General features: G+C 69.8%; 17 protein-coding genes. 6 read left to right on the top strand and 11 right to left on the bottom strand.

From position 1 onward, the window contains the following. Nucleotides 1–11 precede the first annotated feature (11 nt). From EDD92_RS34460 to EDD92_RS34450, 3 genes are all read right to left on the bottom strand, one after another. Complete coding sequence (locus EDD92_RS34460) at nucleotides 12–1,790, bottom strand: sodium:proton antiporter (RefSeq protein WP_123967909.1); 1,779 nt, start codon at nucleotides 1,788–1,790, stop codon at nucleotides 12–14. Nucleotides 1,791–2,033: 243 nt separating this feature from the next. Then, a complete protein-coding gene (locus EDD92_RS34455; RefSeq protein ID WP_123967908.1) occupies nucleotides 2,034–2,954 on the bottom strand; it encodes an aldose 1-epimerase family protein in 921 nt (306 codons plus the stop codon). A gap of 250 nt (nucleotides 2,955–3,204) precedes the next feature. Continuing rightward, complete coding sequence (locus EDD92_RS34450) at nucleotides 3,205–4,158, bottom strand: DUF389 domain-containing protein (protein ID WP_123967907.1); 954 nt, start codon at nucleotides 4,156–4,158, stop codon at nucleotides 3,205–3,207. A 372-nt stretch (nucleotides 4,159–4,530) separates the two neighbouring features. On the opposite strand from EDD92_RS34450, the gene EDD92_RS34445 reads away from it, so the two are divergent. Together EDD92_RS34445 and EDD92_RS34440 are read left to right on the top strand one after the other, a co-directional pair. After that, nucleotides 4,531–6,351 carry a glycoside hydrolase family 15 protein gene (locus EDD92_RS34445; protein WP_123967906.1) on the top strand — a complete coding sequence of 607 codons (1,821 nt, stop codon included), beginning with the start codon at nucleotides 4,531–4,533 and terminating at the stop codon, nucleotides 6,349–6,351. A gap of 3 nt (nucleotides 6,352–6,354) precedes the next feature. Further along, nucleotides 6,355–7,299: a cyclase family protein gene (locus EDD92_RS34440; RefSeq protein ID WP_260326935.1), complete on the top strand. Its 945-nt coding sequence runs from the start codon at nucleotides 6,355–6,357 to the stop codon at nucleotides 7,297–7,299. A 21-nt stretch (nucleotides 7,300–7,320) separates the two neighbouring features. Here the strand turns inward: EDD92_RS34440 and EDD92_RS34435 are convergent, their stop codons facing one another. Further along, on the bottom strand, nucleotides 7,321–8,292 hold the full coding sequence (locus tag EDD92_RS34435; RefSeq protein ID WP_399185491.1) for a 2-hydroxyacid dehydrogenase: 972 nt from the start codon (nucleotides 8,290–8,292) through the stop codon (nucleotides 7,321–7,323). Nucleotides 8,293–8,578: 286 nt separating this feature from the next. Between EDD92_RS34435 and EDD92_RS34430 the strand changes: the two genes are divergently transcribed. Together EDD92_RS34430 and EDD92_RS34425 are read left to right on the top strand one after the other, a co-directional pair. Further along, a complete protein-coding gene (locus tag EDD92_RS34430) occupies nucleotides 8,579–9,064 on the top strand; it encodes a gluconokinase (RefSeq protein ID WP_123970672.1) in 486 nt (161 codons plus the stop codon). A gap of 175 nt (nucleotides 9,065–9,239) precedes the next feature. Beyond that, the gene (locus tag EDD92_RS34425; protein ID WP_123967905.1) at nucleotides 9,240–10,820 is read left to right on the top strand and encodes a GMC oxidoreductase; all 1,581 of its coding nucleotides are present in this window, start codon (nucleotides 9,240–9,242) and stop codon (nucleotides 10,818–10,820) included. Nucleotides 10,821–10,859: 39 nt separating this feature from the next. On the opposite strand, the gene EDD92_RS34420 is transcribed toward EDD92_RS34425, so the two are convergent. From EDD92_RS34420 to EDD92_RS34405, 4 genes are all read right to left on the bottom strand, one after another. Then, nucleotides 10,860–11,900 (bottom strand): cytochrome d ubiquinol oxidase subunit II, encoded by a 1,041-nt coding sequence (locus tag EDD92_RS34420; protein WP_123967904.1) that lies wholly within the window; start codon nucleotides 11,898–11,900, stop codon nucleotides 10,860–10,862. Next, the gene (locus tag EDD92_RS34415; RefSeq protein ID WP_123967903.1) at nucleotides 11,900–13,387 is read right to left on the bottom strand and encodes a cytochrome ubiquinol oxidase subunit I; all 1,488 of its coding nucleotides are present in this window, start codon (nucleotides 13,385–13,387) and stop codon (nucleotides 11,900–11,902) included. Before EDD92_RS34415 ends, EDD92_RS34420 begins: the two co-directional genes overlap by 1 nt. Nucleotides 13,388–13,478: 91 nt before the next feature. Next, nucleotides 13,479–14,819, bottom strand: coding sequence for an NAD(P)/FAD-dependent oxidoreductase (locus EDD92_RS34410; protein ID WP_123967902.1), 1,341 nt, complete (start codon nucleotides 14,817–14,819; stop codon nucleotides 13,479–13,481). 6 nt (nucleotides 14,820–14,825) lie between these two features. Next, nucleotides 14,826–15,662 (bottom strand): SDR family oxidoreductase, encoded by an 837-nt coding sequence (locus tag EDD92_RS34405; RefSeq protein ID WP_123967901.1) that lies wholly within the window; start codon nucleotides 15,660–15,662, stop codon nucleotides 14,826–14,828. Between the two features lie 643 nt (nucleotides 15,663–16,305). Here EDD92_RS34405 and EDD92_RS34400 point away from each other — a divergent pair. Continuing rightward, nucleotides 16,306–17,646: a chloride channel protein gene (locus EDD92_RS34400; protein WP_123967900.1), complete on the top strand. Its 1,341-nt coding sequence runs from the start codon at nucleotides 16,306–16,308 to the stop codon at nucleotides 17,644–17,646. Between the two features lie 289 nt (nucleotides 17,647–17,935). Here EDD92_RS34400 and EDD92_RS52495 read toward each other — a convergent pair whose 3' ends face one another. Both EDD92_RS52495 and EDD92_RS52490 read right to left on the bottom strand, forming a co-directional pair. Then, nucleotides 17,936–18,415 (bottom strand): hypothetical protein, encoded by a 480-nt coding sequence (locus EDD92_RS52495; protein WP_399184641.1) that lies wholly within the window; start codon nucleotides 18,413–18,415, stop codon nucleotides 17,936–17,938. Beyond that, the gene (locus EDD92_RS52490) at nucleotides 18,415–18,654 is read right to left on the bottom strand and encodes a hypothetical protein (RefSeq protein WP_399184639.1); all 240 of its coding nucleotides are present in this window, start codon (nucleotides 18,652–18,654) and stop codon (nucleotides 18,415–18,417) included. The genes EDD92_RS52495 and EDD92_RS52490 overlap by 1 nt, the downstream gene beginning before the upstream one ends. A 469-nt stretch (nucleotides 18,655–19,123) precedes the next feature. Between EDD92_RS52490 and EDD92_RS34390 the strand changes: the two genes are divergently transcribed. Continuing rightward, nucleotides 19,124–20,356, top strand: coding sequence for a serine protease (locus tag EDD92_RS34390; RefSeq protein ID WP_123967899.1), 1,233 nt, complete (start codon nucleotides 19,124–19,126; stop codon nucleotides 20,354–20,356). Nucleotides 20,357–20,439: 83 nt separating this feature from the next. On the opposite strand, the gene hflX is transcribed toward EDD92_RS34390, so the two are convergent. Then, complete coding sequence (gene hflX, locus EDD92_RS34385; protein ID WP_123967898.1) at nucleotides 20,440–21,933, bottom strand: GTPase HflX; 1,494 nt, start codon at nucleotides 21,931–21,933, stop codon at nucleotides 20,440–20,442. Nucleotides 21,934–21,948: the final 15 nt, after the last annotated feature.

The raw sequence follows: 21,948 nt of genomic DNA, 5'->3' as shown, positions 1-21,948 counted from the left end.
CAGCGACCGGACTACGCCGGCCGATGCGCGGAACCTCGCACGCCCGGGGCCAGCAGGACGAGGGTGTCCCCCGGCCCGGGCAGTGGTGTGCTGGTCTCCGTGACCGGGTCGAGGCGGCCGTCCGGCCGTACCAGGAACAGCGGATCGGAGCCGGGCGGCAGCGCACCGTTGGCGGGCTGCGCCAGGACGGCGGCCCCCTCCTCGTATCTGTGGAAGAAGGCCGGCCAGGTTAGATGCTTGCCGAACAGCACCTCGCCACTGATGAACGGCGCCACCATGCCATGACTGTCGGGGGGTGCACCAAGGTGGTGGACCACCCCCTCCACGCTGCCGCGGACAATCGCTGCCGCAAGTGCGTTGAAGTCGTCCTCGGCGGTGAGGAAGAACACCGCGGTGATGCCTTCCAGCTCCGCGCCCTGGCCCGTCACGGCGGCCAGCAGTTCACCGGGTGCCAGCTCGATCCCGGCCTGCCTGATGCGTTCGCGCTGCTGCTCCTGCCCTGCCCACATCAGTACCTCCAACCCCGCCGACTTCAGGGCCACGCCCAGGTCGACCACCCACGGGTCACCACCGACCAGCAGTGGACGCGAGCGGGAGGGGCGCACGACGCCCAGGCGCCGGGCCACGGGCGAGGCGGTCAGACCGTAGAGCGTCACGGTCGCGACGATGACCACGAACGTGGCGGGGAGGATCTCGGACGAGCCGCCGATCCCCTTGTCCGCGAGGCTGGCCGAGAACGTCGACGCGGTGGCGGCCGCGACGATCCCACGCGGCGCCATCCAGCCGATGAAGCCCCGCTCGCCGCGCGTCAGGTCGGTACCGAGGGTGGACACGACCGCGATCAGCGGTCGGACGACAAGCACCAGAATGGCGGCGAGCCCGAGCGCGGGCAGCACCACATGGCGCAACGACTGGGGGGTGACGGTGGCCGAGATGGAGATGAAGAGCAGGCCGAGGATCAGGCTGACCAGAGTCTCGAAGAACGGCCGGCGCGCCCGGACATCGACGCCGGGGAAGTTGGCGACGGCCAGGCCCATCATCACGGCGGCGATGAGTCCCGTGTCGTCGCGCAGGGCATCGCAGAGCGCCGCTACCCCGATCACCGCGGCGAGCTGCGCCGTGGTGCCGAGTACCTCCCCGAGCCGCAACACCCGGAACAGCACCCACAGCAGAGCCGACCCGGCCGCTCCACCGGCCACTCCGATACCGATGCTGGCCAGGAAGCTCGCGATCCCGCTGCCGAAGTGGTGCTTCGTACTGGCCGAGACCGCATGAAAGACCAGTGCTCCCAGAACGCCTCCGATCGGGTCGATGAGAGAGCCTTCCCAGACCAGGATGTGCTGCAGCCGGTCCTTGGGTCGTACGAAGCTGAGAAGAGGTCCGACGACCGTCGGCCCCGAGACCACGAGGATCGCGCCGAGCATGATGGCCGCCCGCTGGGACATGCCCAGCAACGGCGCGGCGAGGAGCGCGCCGAGCACCCAGGTGATCAGGACGCCGATCCAGATCAGCCTGACGACGACACGGCGGGTGTGTCCTTTCAGTCTCGCCAGGTCCAGGCCGAGGCCCGCGTCGTAGAGGATCACGGCGACGGCCAGCGACACCAGCGGTGAGAACGCCGGCCCCAGCAGCAGCTCGGGGTTGACATCGTGGATCAGCGCGCCGGCGGCGAATCCGACCGGCAGCAGAACGATGAGGGCGGGGATGCGCAGGCGGCTCGCCAGGATCTGCGATCCGACGGCGAGGACCAGGGTCAGGCCCACTCCGGTGAGCACCTGGTTCGTCGTCACGTCTGGCCCTTTCAGCGAGTGGTGATGAGAAAGGTGAGTGCTCCTGCCCGCCGGCGGGAGGCGGGCAGCAGGGACAGCACGGTCACGAGGTGGCGGTGACCTCTTGGCGCGCATGACTACGGCTGCGGCTGTGGCGACCGCGCCTGCCCCTGGGGTGCACCAGTGCGGCGAATCCCTCGGCGTCCACGTCGAAGGGGGCCTCGGGCCGGTGAGGATCACGCCGTGGGGGGAATGGCGACGCCGTCATTCCCCCCACGGCGTGATCCCCCAGCAGACGGTGTGCCGCTCCCCGGGCCCGAGGTCGACGAGAGCCGTGCCGCTGCGGAAGGCGTCCGGCGGGCAGGTCATCGGTTCGACGGCGATGGCGCGACGGCGCTCCGCTGGTGGGAGGGTGTCGCCGGTGTACAGCTGCACGTAGTCGGCGCCCTCACCGAGCCAGACGTCCGTACCGAATGCACCGGAGGGATGGGCCAGGCGGACCACGGCCCGCCCGTCCGCGTCCCGGTCGAGGTCGCCGAACGGGGTGTCGAGCTGGCGCGCTCCGATCGTCTGCGGCGTTCGCAGGTCGTACGGCGTCCCGGCGACCGGCTCGGCGGCCACCGGCAGGCCGCGCTCATCGGTGCGCAGCCATGTCCGTGCGGGGACGGTCAGCACCGCCTGGTCGACCACTGCGGTGCCCGCCGTGACGTAGGGGTGCTGGCCGAAGCCATAGGGTGCGGCGCTCGTGTCGAGGTTGCGCGCGGTGACGGCAACTTCGAGCCCGCTGTCGCCCAGGGCGTACTCCGCGCGCATGTGCAGGTGGAACGGGTAGCCCGGCTGCGGCCACAGCGAGACCTCCAGGACGGCCCGGCTGTCGCTCGACTCCACCACCTGCCACGAGGTCCATCGCAGCAGTCCGTGGATGGCGTTGCCACCGGCCGGCTCGGTGAGCGGCAGCTGCTGGTCCTGCCCGTTCCAGCGGTACCGGCCGTCCCGGATCCGGTTGGGCCACGGCACCAGGATCTGGCCGCGCCCGCCGGTGATCCGGTCACGCGCGGCGAATCCCTGGAGCACGGCGTGCTCACCGACGGAGTACGACCGGAGCGCCGCGCCCAGCTCGACGACGACCGCACGGTGCGCGCCGTGGCGCAGGGTCAGTTGCCGTCCCGTGCGGCTCTCCTGCACGCGTGGCCTCCTCGGTCCGCCCGCCGACGCCCTCGGACGTGGGCGCCATGGTGGCCTGTGGTGTCGGCCTCCTCGTCGGGAGCGTGCGGCCCCCCTCCGGCCCGGTCAAGCGCGACACGTTCCTGTCGGCGGAATCGCCCGGCACGTTCGCCCACTGGAGTCACAGGCCGCGCAGTCACCGCTCCGCCCGTCCGCGAGGCCGGCGGGTCGGCGCGCATGGGGATGTGCCGCCCCGGACGGGACAGCGGCTTCATCTGCCTCCTGAGCGCCCGCTGCGCCGGCTGATGTACCGCCAGGCGGCCCGTTGGAACTTGAGCGTCAGCACGCCCACCAGAATCAGCAGCACTATGTTGAGCAGGAGTTGGATCAGGGAACCGCGCGCCTCGCTCCAGCTGGAGAACGCGCAGGAGACGCCGATGTCCGCGGCCGCCGGGATGGTGGTGACCGAGATGAACACGCCGAGCAGCGCGCTCGTCCTGGCCTGGGTCAGGGACACGATCCCGACGATGCCGGCCAGCACCGCGACGACGACGGAGAAGACGTTGGGGGCGTCGATCAGCGTGGAGACCGGCCTGATGCCCAGGTCAAATGCCCTGGGTTCGAGGCCGAGGCCGCGGATCGCCCATGAGAACAGGAAGGTCACCAGAACGGCCATCAGGAATCCCACGGTCAGGGCGAACAGGCCCTGCCGGATCCTGGCCTGGTTACCACGGTCGATGCCCAGCGCGACACTGGTGATGGCGCCGTACTCCGGTCCGACGACCATCGCCGCGACGATCAGGATCTGGGAGTTGGTGATGATGCCCACCGCCCCGATGACGCCTGCGATGACCAGGTAGACGTAGAAGCTCGGCAGATAGGTGCCCTCGGCCCGAATGCGTGCTTCGACCTCCTCCCAGAACGGCGCGTGCGCGAGCGCCCCGAGCTGTTGCTGCTCCGCCTCGGCCGCGGTGCCGGAGAGGGCCATCTCGACCGGCTCGATGACGATGGAGCCCCGGCGGTCCACTTCCAGCTCGCGCAGACCGCGCAGCACGGCGTTGGCCGCTCCCGCGAGAATGTCGCACTCGACCGCGTCGCCGTCGGGGTTCTGCGCCAGTCCGGGAAGGACGACCAGGTTGAAGACGTAGCGGTCGCCGGTGAGCAGCCCGACTGCCCGAGGGGTGAGATCAACTGGGCTCACCAGTCGGACATGAATCATCTCCATCCACAGCCTCCGTCGCTCGGCTTGCGGCCGAACGGGGTGACACAGCACCCGCATGCCGGGGACGGGGCCCTCCTGTACCCGGCCGACCACAGTCAGTAACGCCCCCCGGAGGCTGCCCAGCAAGCCGAAGGCAGTGCTCGGCTCCGGCGGCCGCGGTGGGGCCACCGCGACGCTGCACGGATCACGACGTGCCTGCGGCCGGGCGCCGTTGCACCACAAGGGTGCCGCCCCGCGGGTCGCTGTAGTCCGCACGGGGGCTGCCGTGGTCGTCGCCCCTGGACAGGCGACCACGGCAGCGTCGACATGGCAGGGACTGCAGGGGTGCCGGATAGTGGATGGATATAGGGGGATTCCCGAGACCTGGGAGCAGCAATGGATCGCTACCCTCCCATCGCCGAACACGGCCTGGTGGGCGACTTGCAGACCGCAGCGCTCGTGTCGTCGCAGGGCGTCGTCGACTGGTTCGCCGCTCCCCGGTTCGATTCGCCCAGCATCTTCGCCGCGCTGCTCGACCACGACGGCGGCGGGTACATGCGGCTGGCCCCCGAGCATCCCGATGCGACCTGCAAGCAGCTCTACTACCCCGACACGGCCATTCTGGTGACCCGGTTCATGTCGCCGGACGGGGTGGGCGAGGTGGTCGACTTCATGCCTCCGGACCGGACCCGCACCGCGACCGACCGTCACACCCTGATCCGCGTGGTGCGTGCCGTGCGGGGAACGGTCGACTTCACACTCGAGTGCCGGCCGCGCTTCGACTACGGCCGGGCCGAGCACGAGCTGGAACTCGGCGAGAACGGCGCCGTGTTCAGGGCTCCCGGGATCGACGGGCACCTGCAGTCCACCTTCCCGCTGGAGCGGGAAGGCCATGACGTGCGCGGCAAGGTGACGCTGCGCACAGGCGAGTCCGGCGGCGTCGTGTTCACCGTCTGCGCGTCCGGCGGCGAGGCACCCGTACCCCCCACGGTCGACGGGCTCACCGGGCAGCTCGGCGAGGTCAGCCGGTTCTGGCAGCACTGGCTGCGCCAGTCCCGCTACCGGGGACGGTGGCCCGAGCTGGTGCACCGTTCGGTCATCACTCTCAAGCTCCTCACCTACGCCCCCACCGGTGCCCTCATCGCGGCGGCCACCATGGGACTGCCCGAGCAGGTGGGCGGAGAGCGCAACTGGGACTACCGGTTCACCTGGGTGCGCGACGGCGCGCTGTCGGTGCGGGCCATGCTGGACCTCGGCTTCGTCGAGGAGGCCACCGCCTTCGTCCACTGGCTGGTGGACAGGCTGCGTGAGCGCGAGGGCAAGGAGGAGGAGCCGCTCCAGACGATGTACCGGATCGACGGCAACCCCGATCTGCCGGAGGAGACACTCGAGCACTTCGAGGGCTACCGCGGCTCCTCGCCGGTCCGCGTCGGCAACGGCGCCGCCGACCAACTCCAGCTGGACATCTACGGCGAGGCCCTCTACGCGGTGTCCCAGGGGCGCGAGATCGCCCAGCAGGCCAGCTTCGAGGGATGGCAGACGCTCGCCAGGACGCTGGACTGGCTGGCCGACAACTGGGACCGGCCGGACGAGGGCATCTGGGAGACCCGCGGCGGCCGACAGGACTTCACCTACAGCCGGGTGATGTCGTGGGTCGCCTTCGACCACGGGCTGCGCCTGGCCGACCACTTCCGCCGGCCCGCCGACGTGGAGCGGTGGCGCAAGGCGAGGGACGCCGTATTCGATCAGATCATGGAACGCGGCTGGAGCGAGAAGGAGCGCGCCTTCGTCCAGCACTATGACGGCGACGTCCTGGACGCCTCGCTGCTGCTCATGCCCAGGGTCGAGTTCATCGCTCCCCGGGCCACGTCCTGGCTCTCCACGCTCGACGCGATGGACCGCAAGCTCGTCTCCGACAGTCTTGTCTACCGCTACGACCCGGCGGCATCACCGGACGGACTGCGCGGCTCGGAAGGCACCTTCAGCCTGTGCACCTTCCTCTACGTCGACGCGCTGGCCCGGGCGGGGCGCCTGCCCCAGGCCCGCTACACCTTCGAGAAGATGCAGACCTACGCCAACCACGTCGGCCTGTTCGCCGAGGAGGTCGGCCCGAGCGGGGAACAACTGGGCAACTTCCCCCAGGCGTTCACCCACCTCTCCCTGATCATGGCCGCCATCACGCTCGATGAGGCGCTCGACGCGGAGCACGGACGCTGACCCGTGGTCACGCATGCCCGTCCGGCAGAACCGCCGCGGCTGACCGAGGGCGAGTTCGGCGTGCTCTACCGGCGCATGGTCTCGCGCTCGGCCTGGGCCAAGGGTGATCGGGGTGCTCTGGCCGCGCTCACTCCCGCACGGGTACTGGCCGCCACCCGGGAGGTACGGACCGGCCGGACGGTCACGCTCGCCGCGCCGGTGGAGACGCTGTCCGGTCCGGACAACCCGGAGCCCGCGAGGCACCGAATGAGTGGGCAGCCGGAGGAACACGCCTCTAGCGGGCTCCGCTTCGCGAGGGACAGCTTCGCGATGAACGTGCACGGCGACGCCGACAGCCACATCGACGCCCTCTGCCACGTGATCTACGACGGCACACTCCACGGCGGCATGACCGCGCGCAGCGTCACGGCGGACGGCGCCACGGCGCTGTCCATCGAGGCGGCGCGCGACGGGATCGTCGGACGCGGCGTGCTGTTGGACATCCCACTGCTGCGTGGCGTGCCGTGGCTCGAACCGGGTGATCACGTGACACTCGGCGACCTCAGCGCCGCCGAGACGGCCCAGCACGTCCGCGTGGGCGAGGGCGACCTCCTGTTCGTCAGGGTCGGCCACCGGCGGCGCCGTGGGGAACTGGGCCCCTGGCAGGCGGCGGACGCGCGCGCGGGGCTGCATCCCTCCGCGCTGGAGTTCCTGGCGGACCGGCGGGTCGCCGTGCTCGGCGGCGACGGGAACAACGACACCGCCCCGAGTTCCACCGAGGGCGTCGACTTCCCCGTGCATGTGCTGGCGGTCCACGCCATGGGCCTTCACCTGCTGGATTACCTGCAGTTCGAGGATCTGGCGCCGGCCTGCGAGGCGGAGGGGCGGTGGTCGTTCCTCTGCGTGATCGCCCCCCTGCGGCTGCCGGACGCCACCGGCTCACCGGTCAACCCAATCGCCGTCCTGTGAGGTCCTGGGCCCGGATCCGGATCAGGAGTTGGGTGTCGGCACGACGTTCTCCAGCGGCTCCCCGGCCAGATGGCGCAGCACCTGCGTGCGAATCAGCCGCAACGCCCGGGGCAGAAACGCCGAGCTCTGGCCTCCGACATGAGGGCTGATCAGCGTGTTGGGCGCGTGCCAGAGCGGATGCCCGGCCGGGAGCGGCTCGGGGTCGGTGACGTCGAGGGCCGCGCTCAACCGGCCCGTCCCGAGCTCGGCGAGCAGCGCGTCGGTGTCCACCACCGCGCCCCTGGCCACGTTCACCAGCAGGGCGCCGTCCTGCATCAGCGCGAGGAGGCGGGCGTCGATCAGTCCACGGGTGTTCGGGGTGAGCGGGACGGTGATCACCACGATGTCGGCACGGGGCAGGAGCTCGGGCAGATCGGTGAGCGCGTGGACGGGCCCGCGCGCAGTGGTTCGGGCGCTCCGGGCGACTCGCAGGACCCCGCACTCGAAAGGGGTCAGCCGGTCCTCGACGGCGGCGGCGATGGAACCGTAGCCCAGGAGCAGAACCGTGCGGTCGGCCAGCGCCGGGCGGAAGCTGGTCCGCCACTCCTCGGCGTCCTGGGCGCGGACGAAGTCGGGGATTCCGCGCAGCGACGCGAGGGCGAGTGACACGGCCAATTCCGCGGTGCTGGCGTCGTGCACTCCCCTGGCGTTGCAGAGAACCGCCCCGCTGGGAACGTACTTCACGAGGGCATCGACGCCGGCGGAAAGGGACTGGACGACCCGCAGCCGCGGCAGGCGCGGGAGCACCGCTACGGCGGCATCCGCGAAGGTGTAGGGGATGACGAAGAACTCCACCTCCGCCAGGCTCTCGACGGAGGGCGGACCGCCGGCACCGTCCCACACCGCGACGGGCAGCCCCTCGGGCAGGCCGCCGATCCGCCAGGCCGGGTACGGGAGCAGGAACCTGGCGGCGCTCTGATCGGTGGCACGGCCTACAGGGTTCACAGGCCGAATCTAGACGAATCGGCTGGGAAAGCGCCTGCCGGACATGCGGTGAGACGAATCGCGGGCGCCCACGCAAGGGGAGACGACCCCATTCCCGAATCACACGTTTGACCAGCGGGCTTCCCGGATCTCATGGGCGAATCGCACGTAAAGTGCGGACAAGAGGGTGTGCGGGTCTGCCGTCACGCGGCGTGCAGCTCGCCGGAATCCCTTTCTGACGGCCGGCTTCGAACAGGCGCCACCTCGGAGGAACGTTGTGCGAACAACTCACAAGGTGCCCAGAGTCGTCGTGGTCATGGGGGTCTCGGGGTCGGGGAAGTCCACTGTGGGGCGGCTGCTCGCGCAACGGCTCATGGTGCCTTTCCTGGAGGCGGACGACGTCCATCCTGCCGCGAACCGCGCCAAGATGGCAGCAGGGCGTCCACTGAACGACGAGGATCGCCGGCCGTGGCTGCTGTCCCTCGCCGACTGGATCCACGAGGCCATCGACGACGGCCGGGGCGGGGTGGTGGCGTGCTCGGCTCTCAAGCACGAGTACCGGGATATATTCCGTAGGGCAGGTGTAGGTGTGTGCTTCCTGTATCTGGCGCTCGACCGGGCGGCCGCCGACCAGCGGGTCGCGGGCCGCGCCGGCCATTTCATGCCCGCCAGGCTGGTGGACTCCCAGTACGCCACCCTCGAACCGTTGCGGTCGGACGAGCCCGGCCTGACCGTCGATGCCTCGGCCGACCCGCAGACGATCGTCGACGACGCCGTACGTGCGCTGCGGGAAACCGACTGACCGTACACGTGCTCGACCCGCCGGGTCGCCGCCACCCCACGCACCCGATAGCTTGGGAAATGGCACTAAATGTCCCGATTGTGCGAGTGGCCGCGCGGAACCGCACAGCCTCGTAGATCCCCGGACGGGTGCTACGGCCAGGACAGTCGACGACTCCCAGAACGGGGACCCTCTCATGGCCGACGATCAGCACTACGACGTCATCGTCATCGGTACGGGAGCGGGCGGCGGTACGCTCGCCCACCGGCTTGCCCCCACCGGCAAACGGGTCCTGATCCTGGAGCGCGGTGGCTACCTGCCACGGGAGCGGGACAACTGGGACTCCACCGCCGTCTTCGTCAAGGGCAAGTACCGCGCTCCCGAGTTCTGGTACGACAAGCACGGCAACCAGTTCCCCCCCGAGGTGAACTACTACGTCGGAGGCAACACCAAGTTCTACGGTGCCGCGCTCTTCCGGCTGCGGCCCGAGGACTTCGGCGAACTGCGCCACCACGACGGCATCTCTCCGGCCTGGCCCATCCGCTACGAGGATCTGGAGCCGTACTACACCCAGGCCGAGCACCTCTACCTGGTGCACGGCCGGCACGGCGAGGACCCCACCGAAGGGCCGACCAGCGCGCAGTACGCCTACCCGCCGGTCGAGCACGAGGCGCGCATCCAGCAACTCAGCGACGATCTGGGGAAAGCCGGCCTGCACCCCTTCCACCTGCCCATCGGCGTCAACCTCAGCCAGGACGAGCACGGCCGGGCCACGCACGACAGCGTCTGCATCCGCTGCGACCGGGTCGACGGCTTCCCCTGTCTGGTGGGCGCCAAGTCCGACGCGCAGGTGATCTGCGTCGACCCGGCACTCCGGTACGACAACGTCACGATGGTGACCGACGCGAACGTACGGCGCCTGGAGACCGACCCGACCGGACGGACCGTCACCAGGGTTGTCGCCGAGCTCAGGAACGGAGTCACCGAGACGTTCGGCGCTGACATCGTGGTGGTCGCCGCCGGCGCGGTCAACTCCGCCGTTCTGCTGCTGCGTTCGGCCAACGACAAGCACCCCGGCGGCCTGGCCAACAGCTCGGACGTCGTGGGACGCCACTACATGCGCCACAACAACCTGGCGCTGATGGCGGTGTCCAAGGAACCGAACCCCACCAGTTTCCAGAAGACCCTGGCGCTGAACGACTGGTACCTGGGCGCGGACGACTGGGAGTATCCGCTCGGCGGCATCCAGATGCTCGGCAAGTCGGATGCCGACCAGATCCACGGCGAGGCGCCGCGCTGGGCCGGTGCCGTCATGCCCGACATGCCCTTCGAGGTACTGGCGCACCACGCGGTCGACTTCTGGCTGTGCGGCGAGGACCTCCCCTTGCCCGAGAGCCGCGTGACCCTCGACAAGGACGACGCCATCCACCTGGCTCTCGACGAGAAGAACAACATCGCCGGGCTCAAGCGCCTCCAGCACAAGCTGCGGGGGATGCTCGGGCACCTGGGCATGCACGAGCACCATCTGCTGGATCACAGCATCTACCTGCACAAGGGCATGCCGATCGGCGCCACCGCGCACCAGGCCGGCACCGTGCGTTTCGGCGACGACCCGCGCAGTTCGGCCCTCGACGTCAACTGCAAGGCCCACGACCTCGACAACCTCTACGTCGTGGACACCAGCTTCTTCCCCAGCATCGGCGCGGTGAACCCGTCTCTGACCGCGATCGCCAACGCCCTGCGGGTGGGCGACCACATCGCCGCCCGGCTGAGCTGACGGGGAGCCGCACGCAACGAGGGAGCCGGCGGTGCACCGCTACAGGTTGTCCCCAGGTGTTCTGGCGGCCCCGGTGTCGGCGTCGGTGAGTTCCTCTAGCTCACCCATGATGTCGAGCCGGTAGAGCAGCACCAGCGCCGGACCGACCAGCACGATCGCGATGCCCGTGACGATCATCAGCCACCGAAGGGTGTGAGCGGCACCGGCCGCGTCCGCAACCGTCAGCGAGGTGGGAAGCACGTAGGGCCGCTGCGCGAAGCCCCAGGCGCCGATGGTCAGGGCGACGCTCGCCACCGAGGTGTGGCGGGACCAGCCGAATGACCTGCGCCACAGGAGCAGTACCGTTGCCAGACCCGCCACCGCGGCCAGAATGATCAGCAGCAGGCCCAGGCCCCGGGTGAGGCCGTCCCAGACGTACCGGGCGTCGTCGTGGGTGACGGGCAGACCGATCAGGGCGAGGACGACGACCGCGGCGAAGGCGAGCAGCGCGCGCCGGCGGAAGTAGTCGACGAGGTCCTCGGCGCCGAACCGCAGCGCGTCGGAGCTGAGGAAGACCCCCCCGAGGAACGCGGTGGCGGCGATGGCCAGCAGACCCGCGAGGACGGAGGTTCCATTGGCCCAGGCGTCCGCGGAAGCGGTCGTGCCGACCTTGACCCGCCCGGAGGCGATACCGCCGAGTACCGCCCCGAGGAAGAACGGCGTCACCAGCGACGAGATGGCGAACATCGCGCCGTAGACCCGTTGTTGGGCCAGTCGGCGGGTCGGCTTGCGCAGGGCGAACCCGGCGCCGCGGAGCACCAGGCCAACGGCGGCAAGGGCCAGCGGCAGCCACATCGCGGAGAAGACGGCCTGGAACATCGTCGGGAAACCGGTCCACATGATGACCAGGGTGAAGATCAACCAGACGTTGTTGACCTCCCAGACCGGTGCCATGGCGTGGTCGATGAGCCAGCGGGGCCGCTTGCCTCGTTCAGCGCCGCCGGCCAGCAGGTCCCAGAAGCCCGCACCGTAGTCGGTGCCCCCGGCGCAGGCGTAGGCGGCGATCGCGATCACCAGCACCCATGCGCTGAATTCGGCCATTACGACGCACCGCCAGAGGTGTGGCCGGATCCGCCGTGAGGCGCGGCTCCGACGGTTGTGGGCTCGGGCTCGCTTCTGGGCCCGTACGGAGTGTCGGTCTCCGGCGGCAGTTCGGCGCGTGCGGCGGCCGAACCCTCGTCGGCGATGCGCCAGCGGGTGCGCATCTTGAGGACAACCGCGAGGAACGCGCCGAAAACGGCCAGGTACACGGCCATGACGATGCCGAGCGTCGCCCACAGCGATCCGGCGCCTGTGCTGGTCACCGCCTCTGAGACCCTCATGTGGTTGTAGACGATCCACGGCTGCCGGCCGACCTCCGTGGTGATCCACCCGCACTCCACGGTGACCAGGCAGGCGGCTCCGGCGAGCGCGGCGCAGCGGTAGAACCAACGGCTGGGCGGGTTGTCCCGATGTCTCCACCAGGACCAGGCATACCAGAGCGCGAGCAGGATCAGCACGCTGCCGATGGTGACCATGATGTCGAAGGCCCAGTGCGCGATGGTGGCCTGGACGACGGTGGGGCGGTCGGCGACCGCCACCGACGTCAGCCCGGTCACCTGGGTACTGGGCTTGAAGCCGGCGAGGATCGAGTCCAGCTGGGGAATCTTGAGTCCGCCCGAGATCGTCCCGTCACTCTTCAGCCGCCCGAACATGTACTCCGGTACGTGGGTGTCGGTCTTCCAGACGATCTCCGTGGCGGCGAACTTGATCGGCTGCTTGTGGAAGACGGCGCGGGCGGCGGAGTCGCCGAGCATGAACTGGACCGGAGTGAGGATCGCCGCGACCGTGAACGGCACGGTGAATCCGAGCCGGTGGTAGCGGTCACGGCGCCCACGCAGCCAGCCGACCGCGTACACACCGGCGACCACGTAGCCGGCGGTCAGCAGCATCGCGACCACGAAGTGCCAGTACTCCGGGCCGAACATCGGGGAGAAGATCGCCTGTTGCACGTTGACGTCGATCGGCTTGCCCTGGGCGTCGAGGCCGAACCCCTGGGGGGTGTTCATCCAGGAGTTGGCCGCGATGATGCCGAACGCCCCCATCAGGGCGGCCAGCGGCAGCGGTACGGCGAGCCAGAAGTGGGTCCAGGGCTTGAGCCGGCGCCATCCGTAGAGGTAGATCGCAATGAGGACGGCCTCGAGGAAGAACGCCCATGCCTCGACGCCGAACCCGAGGCCGAAGACGTCGCCCCAGCGGCCCATCATGCCCGGCCACAGCAGACCGAACTCGAAGGACAGCACGGTGCCGGTGATGATGCCGATGGCGAACTGGACCGCCATCACCGCCGACCAGCGCCGCGCGAGCTGAAGGGCGACGGGGTCGTCGCGGCGCAGCCCTCGGTGGTGCATCAGCAGAGTGATGAACGGCAGTGCCACCCCGAAAGGGACCAGCAGGATGTGCGAGGCCAGGGTGAAGGCCATCAGTTCGCGAGCCGGCAGGAGCTGGGCCGGGGCGTTGTTCACCAGAAGGACGGCGGTGCTGAGCATGTGCGCCTCGATGGTCTGCCCTGCAGGGCTGGTCTGAGGAGGGACAGGACGCGGAGGGGAGCCCGCGGAGGGTCGGCCGGGGTGCCCCTCCTCAGGGAGGCGGCGGGGGCGCCTTCGGTCCGGTCGCCCGGGCGGCCGAAGCGTCCGTGTCGGGCAGGGTGAAGGCACGTTCGCGGCGTGAGCCGGTGGCGAAGGCGACGGACCAGCTGAGCACCGCGCCCAGCCTGCTGCGGAAGCCGGTGAGGAAGGCCAGGTGGATGAAGAGCCAGGCCAGCCAGCCGGTGAAGCCCGACAGATGCAACGGGCCTGCCTTGACGACGGCCCGGCCGCGGGTGATGTAGGCGGCGCTGCCGAGATCCACGTACTTGAAGGGCTTCGGCTGCTTCATCCTGCCCTCGACGGCATGGCGTACGCTCCGGCCGGCGTATGCGCCCGACTGCATGGCGACCTCGGCCAGGCCGGGCAGCCTGTTCAGACTCATCACGTCCCCGGTGACGCGGATCTCCGGATGCCCGGGGACGGTGAGGTCGGGTTCGACGAGGATGCGACCGGCCCGGTCCTGTTTGGCGCCGGTCGCCCGGGCCAGCGCGGCGGCGATCGGCGGGGCCTCGACACCCGCCGTCCACAGCACGGTGCGTGCTCCGAACCGGGTCGTCCTGCCGTTGTGGTCCCGTACCGTCAGGCCGTGCGCGTCGATGTCGGTGACCATCGTGCCCAGGTGGAGCTCGACACCGAGGTGCCGCAGGGTCCGGGCCGCACGGTGAGCCAGCGCAGGGCCGAACGCACCCAGCACCGCGTCGGATCCCTCGAAAAGCAGCACCCGGGCCTTGGCGGAATCAATCCTCTGAAACTCACGGTCGAGCGTGTGTCCGGCGATTTCCCGAACCTGTCCGGCGAGCTCGACACCGGTCGGCCCGCCGCCGACGAGTGCGAAGGTGAGCCACTGCTGTCGTTCCCGGTCGTTCGCCGCCGTCTCGGCCATCTCGAACGCCCGGTAGATCCGTCGGCGGATGTCCAGGGCGTCGTCCAGGGTCTTCATGCCGGGGGCGTGCGCGGCGAACTCGTCGTGCCCGAAGTAGGACTGGCGCATGCCCACCGCAACGATCAGATCGTCGTAGGGCAGCTGAACGATTCCGCCTTCAGGTCGCCGGGCGTGCACCAGCCGGGCGCCGGCATCCACGTCGGTCGCCTCAGCGAGCACGCACCTCACGTTGTGGTGGCGCCGGAGGACCCCGCGGAGCGGCTGCGCGATCTGCCCTTCGGACAGGATCCCGGAGGCGCACTGATAGAGCAGCGGTTGGAAGAGGTGGTGGGCGCGCCGGTCGACCACGGTCACGGCCACCGGTGACTGCCGTAGGGCACGGGCGGCGAACAGCCCGGCGAACCCTCCACCGAGGATCACCACCCGGCGGGGCGTGACATGATCCTGCATCGGAGATCAGCCCCCGGTGGCAAAGCCGGGGAAGAGTGTCATTCCGCCGTCGACGTACAGGGTGGTGCCGACGACGTAGTCGAGCAGGTCGGACGCCATGGCGACGACGGCGTTGGCGATGTCCTCCGGGTCGCCCACGCGGTGGTACGGGATGAGGCGCAGCAGATCGGCCTCGGCCTCGGGAGTGGACCACGCGTCGCGGTTGATCGGCGTACGGATGGCACCCGGCGCAACGGCGTTGACCCTGATCCGCTTCGGGGCCAGCTCCTGGGCAAGGGTCTGCATCAGCATGCCCACACCGCCCTTGGAGGAGGCGTAGTTCACGTGGCCCGACCACGGGACGATCTGGTGGACCGAGCTCATACAGATGATCTTCCCGGCCGAGCGGGAGACCTCCTCCACCACGCCGCGCCGGATGAACTCCTTGGCGGCCTCCCGCGCGCACAGGAACTGGCCGGTCAGGTTGACGTCGATGACCTTCCGCCACTGGGCGAGCGTCATCTCCGTCACCTCTGCGTCCCGCTGAAGGCCCGCGTTGGCCACCATGATGTCGATGGTGCCGAACTCCTCGACCATCCGCGCGACCATGGCCGTCACCTGGTCCTCGTCGGACACGTCGGCCTCGTGGGCGTAGGCGCGGACCCCGAAGCCCTCGATCTCCTTCACGACATTCTCTGCCTCGTGCGCACCGACGACGTAGTTCACCACCACGTCCGCTCCGGCCCGGCCCAGACCAACGGCGGTCGCCAGGCCGATGCCCGAGTTGGCGCCGGTCACCAGCGCCTTCTGGCCCCTGAGAAGCTGCGCGGACGTACCACGGTTCTCGACTTTCGCTGTCACCATGATCTCTCCTTCGGCGTTTCGGACGGCACGACCGCCGCCCCGAAACGCTCACGGCCGTGCCGCCAGGAACGGGCGACGCACGGGAAGACGGCCGAGCCTTGGCGGACCCACCAGGGCGGACGCGGAAGCCGTCGCATGCCCGGTCCCCAGACGAAAACACCCTGCGCTGGGGGCGGGACGGACCGGCACGCCCCACGAACTCATTTCGGCCGGACTGCCACCCGGCCGGGCTACGGCTGCACCGGACCCAGGCTTGTCCTCCGACGACTCGCGTCCAGGCGGCGCGCGATCTGCTGCCGAGGCCATTTCTCGGTCGGCTTCTCGCGCACCAGTGCCCGTAGCGGCTCGCCACTGCGGATCGTCTCCGGCCGTCACGTCGCAGAGTGCCCGTAGAGTCCGGTGCAGTCGGACGTCCGTTGCGCGGCCACGGCCCCCGCTTGCCAAGGCGGCCGACGGCGAGCAGGGCCGATTCACCGAGTGTATGTTCATGTCGATATGTGCCGATTGGCCATACGGTGGTCAAGCTGACGCGCCACATGGCGCGGCGCCGAACTCGGGAGGACCCATCGCCGGAACGAAGCCGGGGAGCGGCTCCGGGCCGCCGGCGCGCGGTCAGCCTCCGGAAGCCGATCTGCTACGGACGATGCTGGGCAGGCCGGAGTACCGCAAGGCCTTGGTGTTCTGCGGGCTGATCGGCATTCCGGTGTCACTCATCGCCTTCTGGTTCCTTGTGGCGATCCACCAGCTGGAACAGCTGCTCTGGGTGGACTGGCCCAAGGACCTGGGCTGGCAGCACGCGCCCTGGTGGTGGGGACTTCCCCTGTTGACGGTGGCCGGTCTGGTCGTCGGCCTGGTGGTCGCGCACCTTCCGGGCCGGGGCGGACACGTTCCGGCCGGCGGTCTGCACTCGGGCAGTCTCACCAGGCAGGCTCTGCCGGGTGTCCTCATCGCCGCTCTGGTCGGCCTGCCGCTCGGCGCCGTGCTGGGTCCCGAGGCGCCACTGATCGCGATGGGCGGCGGACTGGCGCTGCTCTTCGCGAACCTGGCCCGGGCGCCGGAGACCGAATCGAGCACGGCCCTGCTCGGCGCGGCCGGGGCCGCCGCCGCCGTCTCCGCGCTTTTCGGGAACCCGGTCGTGGGGGCGGTACTGCTGATGGAAGTGGCTGGTGTGGGCGGGCCGCAGCTGTTCGCGGTGATGCTGCCGGCCCTGCTGGCCAGTGGGGTGGGAGACCTCATCTTCACCGGGTTCGTCCACTGGACCGGCTTCGCGACCGGGAGCCTGGACATCGGCCTGCCGACACCACCTCCCCTCGACTGGGCCGACGTGCTGTGGGTACTCCTGCTGGCACCGGCCCTCGGCTTCCTGGTCCACTGGCTCTTCGTGGGCGGGCGCTACACAGCCCGCTTCGTGACGACCCGGACGGTGCGGAACACCACCCTGTGTGCGCTGGGCGCGGCTGTCTGCATCACGCTCTATGCGGTGGCCACCGGACGTTCGCCGGCCGACGCGGCCCTGTCCGGGGAATCGGCCCTGGCCGACCTGGCACAGAACCCGCACGCCTGGCCGGTGGGCGCCCTCGTGGCGGTGCTGGCCTTCAAGGGCCTCGCGTACGCCTTGTGTCTGGGCGGCCTGCGCGGCGGCCCCGTCTTCCCTGCCCTGTTCCTGGGCGGGGCGGCCGGTGTGCTGCTGGCGCCGCTGCCCGGTCTGGGTCTGGTGCCGGCGATGGCGGCCGGAATGGCGGCCTCGGTGACCGCCGCCCTGCGGCTGCCCGTGAGCAGCGTGGTCCTGGTCGTGCTCCTGTTGGGCAATGTGGACACCGTGGCCCTGGTGGTGCTGGCCGCCGTGACGTCCTTCGTCCTCGTCCAGTGGTTGCCGCAGGGCCCGCAGATCCCCGCTTTCGGCGAGCAGCCCAGCCGGTCGGCCACGGCGCTCGGTCCCGCCCCTCGGGGGAAACCACGTTCAGCCCCGCAGGACGACGGCTAGACCGGTGGCGCACCGCCGGACGGCGGCTCGTCTTCCGACACGTCGGCGGACGGAGGGCCCCGGCGATGTGCCGCCCAGTCGTTGTGCCGGCTGCGCCCCTTCCACCGAAAGGCACAGCTCGTGGCAGGCCGAACGCTGGATCAGCGCCGCCCGCGACCAGCTGATGGCGCTGCCCTGTCTCCGCTGCGGGCACCCCCTCCAGGTACGCCACGGGAGCCCACCTGCTGCCGCATGAATTGACCGGACCGCCGGCGCACGTCACCGAAGTCGTGGTCCGCGCCGCGCCATTTCAGGTGGCCTCTGACGTGGCGCTGCGACGGCACTGTGCGACCGTGGGCCGCGCACTGCCTTGGCCCAGCCCCATCACGTCCCGGGTGAACCCGGGAAGGAGGTCGACCTGCCTCGGGTCCGCCTTCAGATAGACCAGGAGCTTGGTCTTCTGCGGCAGGCTGGACGCAGGCGAAGTTCCGCAGATGCTGATACGCCCGGTAGTGCATGCGCTGGACAGCCAAGGTAGGCCGGCGCCGCGCACCGCCGGCGGCCGGCCACGGACGGAGTCCACGGCCTCAAAGCCCAGCAGGTCGCTGCCGAAAAGGCGGTAGCGGACCGAGTCGATGCTGCGCCGATGCTCCCGCACGGCATGCACGTCGGGGCGCGTGTACTTACCGGCGCTACAGATCAGCCTCGGTCCGCTCCACAGCACCCGGGCCGCGGCCGTCGCCCCGAGCCGGCCGCGGGCCAGGCGCTCGAACTCCGCGCGGCGTTCCATCAGCCACGACAGGTAGAACAGGCCCTGTTGACGACACCCGAGTCGACACCCCGCTTGACGGGGATGACCGGCGATCCGTTCTCGTCGAGACCGACCGAGTCGATCCGCCCACCGTGGACCGGCCCCCTGCCGTACTCGCTCGCCAGGAAACGGACCCCGAGCAGCGCCTCCATGTCGGCCTCGATCAGGCCCGGCACATCCGCCTCGGCCTCAGCATGACGCGACGCGACCTCGGTCACACCGTTACCTGTCGTGTGGGACAGTTTCAGGCCCGACACCATCGCATTGCCACTCTGCCTGCGCTCCGACCGGTCCACGGGCCGAGCGGCCCTATAGCAGGCTCATCGGCCCTGCCTGGTGACCAAGCTCCGTCTGTCCCAGCCCATGCCAAGAGCCCCCGGAAAACCGAGGGCTCGGGGCTGATGTCAACCTGGTGGCTGACAGCAGTTGTTGACATCAACGGGGGTCGACAGCGCCGGACAGGACCAGACAAGACAAGACGTCAAATCGGGCTACGTCTGGACGATTGCCAGGTCAGACCGGTCGTAGCGAAACCGTTGCTGTTCCATCGGAAGTCCCCCACAGCGAGCGCATAGTGTGTGATGCCGTTCCAAGAAGTCGTGACGTCACGTGAGATCACCTGTTCCGAGCGTGCGTTCACAGCCGCCGGACCCGATTCGTTCAGTTCATCCCAGGGGGAGTCAGAGCATGCGATCCATAAGGCCGTCCGTCACTGTTCGCCGGGAGCGGGGTGCCCGCCGCAGAACCTCTCCCGTTCTTGCCGCCGTAGCCCTCGCAATGGGCCTTGCGCTCACCGCCACCGCCTGCAACTCGGGTGACGACAAGGCCGACGGCCAGGCCTCTGCCTCCGCGACCGACACCGGCAGCAGCGGCGACGGCAAGATCAAGATCCCTGACGACATCAAGAACAAGCTCAAAGAGCACGGGTTCGACATCGACAAGTGGAAGCACGGGGCCTGGAAGGACTGGAACAAGGACGACTGGCTGCGCGAGGCCGACGATTTCATCAACCCGATCATCAAGGGTCTGTGGAACCCGGACCGGATGCGGAAGGCCAACGACCCGGACAAGGGTGTCGACGACAGCGACCTCTCCGGTGACCAGGGCGTGACCGACCCCACGCCGGCGCCCGTGGACGCGAAGGCCGTGGCGCCTACGTACCACGCCAACGCAGCGGCGTCCGGGAAGGTGTTCTTCGACTCCCCCGAGGGCACGATGGTCTGCTCGGCGACAGTCGTGGAAGACCCGGCCCACCCCGGCAAGTCGAACCTCGTGTGGACGGCGGGCCACTGCGTGCATGCCGGCAAGAAGGGTGGCTGGTACCGCAACATCGCGTTCGTGCCGTCGTACAACAACGCGGGCAGGTCGGCCGCCCAGCTGCAGAACGCCACCAGGGAGGAGGCCGCTCCGTACGGCGTCTGGTGGGGCGACTGGGCGCAGACCTCCCAGCAGTGGATCGAGAAGGGCGGCGAGACGGGCGGTGACGGCGCCTCGTACGACTACGCCGTCATCCATGTGACGCCGGAGAAGGGCGGCAACGGCAAGTCGCTGGAGGAGACGGTCGGTTCAGCACTGCCTGTCGACTTCAACGCTCCGGCCGTGCCGAAGGTTCCCAGCATCACCGCGACCGGATACCCGGCCGCCGCGCCGTTCGACGGCCAGAAGATGTTCCAGTGCACGGACAAGCCGGGACGGCTGTCGATCAACGCCTCGGACCCGACGATGTACCGCATCGGCTGCACCATGACCGGCGGTTCGTCCGGCGGCGGCTGGGTCGCAACGGGCTCGGACGGCAAGCCGGCGCTGGTGTCCAACACCTCGATCGGCCCGGTGACTTCGGGCTGGCTGGCCGGACCGCGGCTGGGTGAGGTGGCCAAGGGTGTGTACGACTCGGTGAGCAAGAAGTTCGCCGGTCAGTGACCTGCTCGTACTGAAGGCCCGCCCCCTCGATGAGGGGGCGGGCCTTTGGCGATTCTCGGCTCTGCGGTAATGCGGCCCGCGGCTCAGACGGCCGGGGCCGGCACATACGGCGCGAGGTCCGCCGCCAGTTCCTCGTGCACCCGCACCTTGAGCAGCGTGCCCTCCGGGGTGTGCTCCTCGGAGATCACCTCGCCCTCGTCGTGCGCGCGGGCGACCAGCTTGCCGTGGGTGTACGGCACCAGCGCCTCGATCTCGACGGACGGCCTGGGCAGCTCGTTGTCGATGAGCGCGAGCAGCTCCTGGATGCCCTTGCCGGTGCGGGCCGAGACGGCGATGGAGCGCTTCTCGATCCGCATGAGCCGCTGGAGAGTCAGCGGGTCGGCCGCGTCTGCCTTGTTGATCACGACGATCTCGGGTACGTCGGTGGCACCGACGTCCCTGATCACCTCGCGCACGGCGGCCAGCTGCTCCTCCGGCGCCGGGTGCGAGCCGTCGACCACGTGCAGGATCAGGTCGGACTCGCCGACCTCCTCCATGGTGGAGCGGAACGCCTCGACCAGATGGTGCGGCAGGTGCCGTACGAAGCCGACGGTGTCGGCCAGCGTGTACAGGCGGCCGCTCGGGGTCTCCGCCCGGCGGACGGTCGGGTCCAGGGTCGCGAACAGGGCGTTCTCGACCAGGACACCCGCGCCCGTGAGGCGGTTGAGCAGCGAGGACTTGCCGGCGTTGGTGTAGCCCGCGATGGCCACGGACGGCACCTTGTTGCGCTTGCGCTCCTGGCGCTTGATCTCGCGGCCGGTCTTCATCTCCGCGATCTCCCGGCGCATCTTCGCCATCTTCTCGCGGATCCGACGCCGGTCCGTCTCGATCTTGGTCTCACCCGGACCACGGGTGGCGAGGCCGCCGCCCTTGCCGCCGCCCATCTGCCGGGACAGCGACTGACCCCAGCCGCGCAGCCTCGGCAGCATGTACTGCATCTGCGCGAGTGCGACCTGCGCCTTGCCCTCTCGGGACTTGGCGTGCTGGGCGAAAATGTCGAGGATCAGGGCCGTACGGTCGATGACCTTGACCTTGACGACGTCCTCGAGGTGGATGAGCTGGCCCGGGCTGAGCTCACCGTCGCAGATGACGGTGTCCGCGCCCGTTTCGAGAACGATGTCCCGCAGCTCGTAGGCCTTGCCGGAGCCGATGTAGGTGGCCGCGTCGGGCTTGTCGCGGCGCTGGATCACGCCGTCGAGCACGAGCGCGCCGGCCGTCTCCGCGAGGGCGGCGAGCTCCGCGAGGGAGTTCTCCGAGTCCTGCGCGGTCCCCGTGGTCCAGACGCCGACGAGCACGACACGCTCCAGGCGGAGCTGGCGGTACTCGACCTCGGTGACGTCCTCGAGCTCGGTGGAGAGGCCCGCCACACGGCGCAGAGCCGCACGCTCGGAGCGGTCGAACTGGTCGCCGTCCCGCTCTCCGTCGATCTCGTGGCTCCAGGCGACGTCCTCTTCCATCAGGGCATCGGCCCGAAGCCGCTCGGGGTAGGTGTGCGCGAAGCGCTCAGTGTCCTGGGAAGGGGATGAAGAGGAGGTCATTGGGTCCTTACGTCG

Origin of the sequence: Streptomyces sp. TLI_185, from assembly GCF_003814765.1 — a bacterium.
In the GTDB taxonomy this organism is placed as follows: Bacteria; Actinomycetota; Actinomycetes; order Streptomycetales; family Streptomycetaceae; genus Streptomyces.
This window is presented reverse-complemented; position numbering and strand designations above follow the sequence as displayed.

Excerpts from the sequence above, each read along its gene's own strand:
- EDD92_RS34450 (WP_123967907.1), bottom strand. The coding sequence starts at position 4,158 with ATGGAGATGATTCATGTCCGACTGGTGAGCCCAGTTGATCTCACCCCT.
- EDD92_RS34445 (WP_123967906.1), top strand. The coding sequence starts at position 4,531 with ATGGATCGCTACCCTCCCATCGCCGAACACGGCCTGGTGGGCGACTTG.
- EDD92_RS34430 (WP_123970672.1), top strand. The coding sequence starts at position 8,579 with ATGGGGGTCTCGGGGTCGGGGAAGTCCACTGTGGGGCGGCTGCTCGCG.
- EDD92_RS34425 (WP_123967905.1), top strand. The coding sequence starts at position 9,240 with ATGGCCGACGATCAGCACTACGACGTCATCGTCATCGGTACGGGAGCG.
- EDD92_RS34420 (WP_123967904.1), bottom strand. The coding sequence starts at position 11,900 with ATGGCCGAATTCAGCGCATGGGTGCTGGTGATCGCGATCGCCGCCTAC.
- EDD92_RS34415 (WP_123967903.1), bottom strand. The coding sequence starts at position 13,387 with ATGCTCAGCACCGCCGTCCTTCTGGTGAACAACGCCCCGGCCCAGCTC.
- EDD92_RS34410 (WP_123967902.1), bottom strand. The coding sequence starts at position 14,819 with ATGCAGGATCATGTCACGCCCCGCCGGGTGGTGATCCTCGGTGGAGGG.
- EDD92_RS34405 (WP_123967901.1), bottom strand. The coding sequence starts at position 15,662 with ATGGTGACAGCGAAAGTCGAGAACCGTGGTACGTCCGCGCAGCTTCTC.
- EDD92_RS34400 (WP_123967900.1), top strand. The coding sequence starts at position 16,306 with ATGCTGGGCAGGCCGGAGTACCGCAAGGCCTTGGTGTTCTGCGGGCTG.
- EDD92_RS52495 (WP_399184641.1), bottom strand. The coding sequence starts at position 18,415 with ATGGAACGCCGCGCGGAGTTCGAGCGCCTGGCCCGCGGCCGGCTCGGG.
- EDD92_RS34390 (WP_123967899.1), top strand. The coding sequence starts at position 19,124 with ATGCGATCCATAAGGCCGTCCGTCACTGTTCGCCGGGAGCGGGGTGCC.
- hflX (WP_123967898.1), bottom strand. The coding sequence starts at position 21,933 with ATGACCTCCTCTTCATCCCCTTCCCAGGACACTGAGCGCTTCGCGCAC.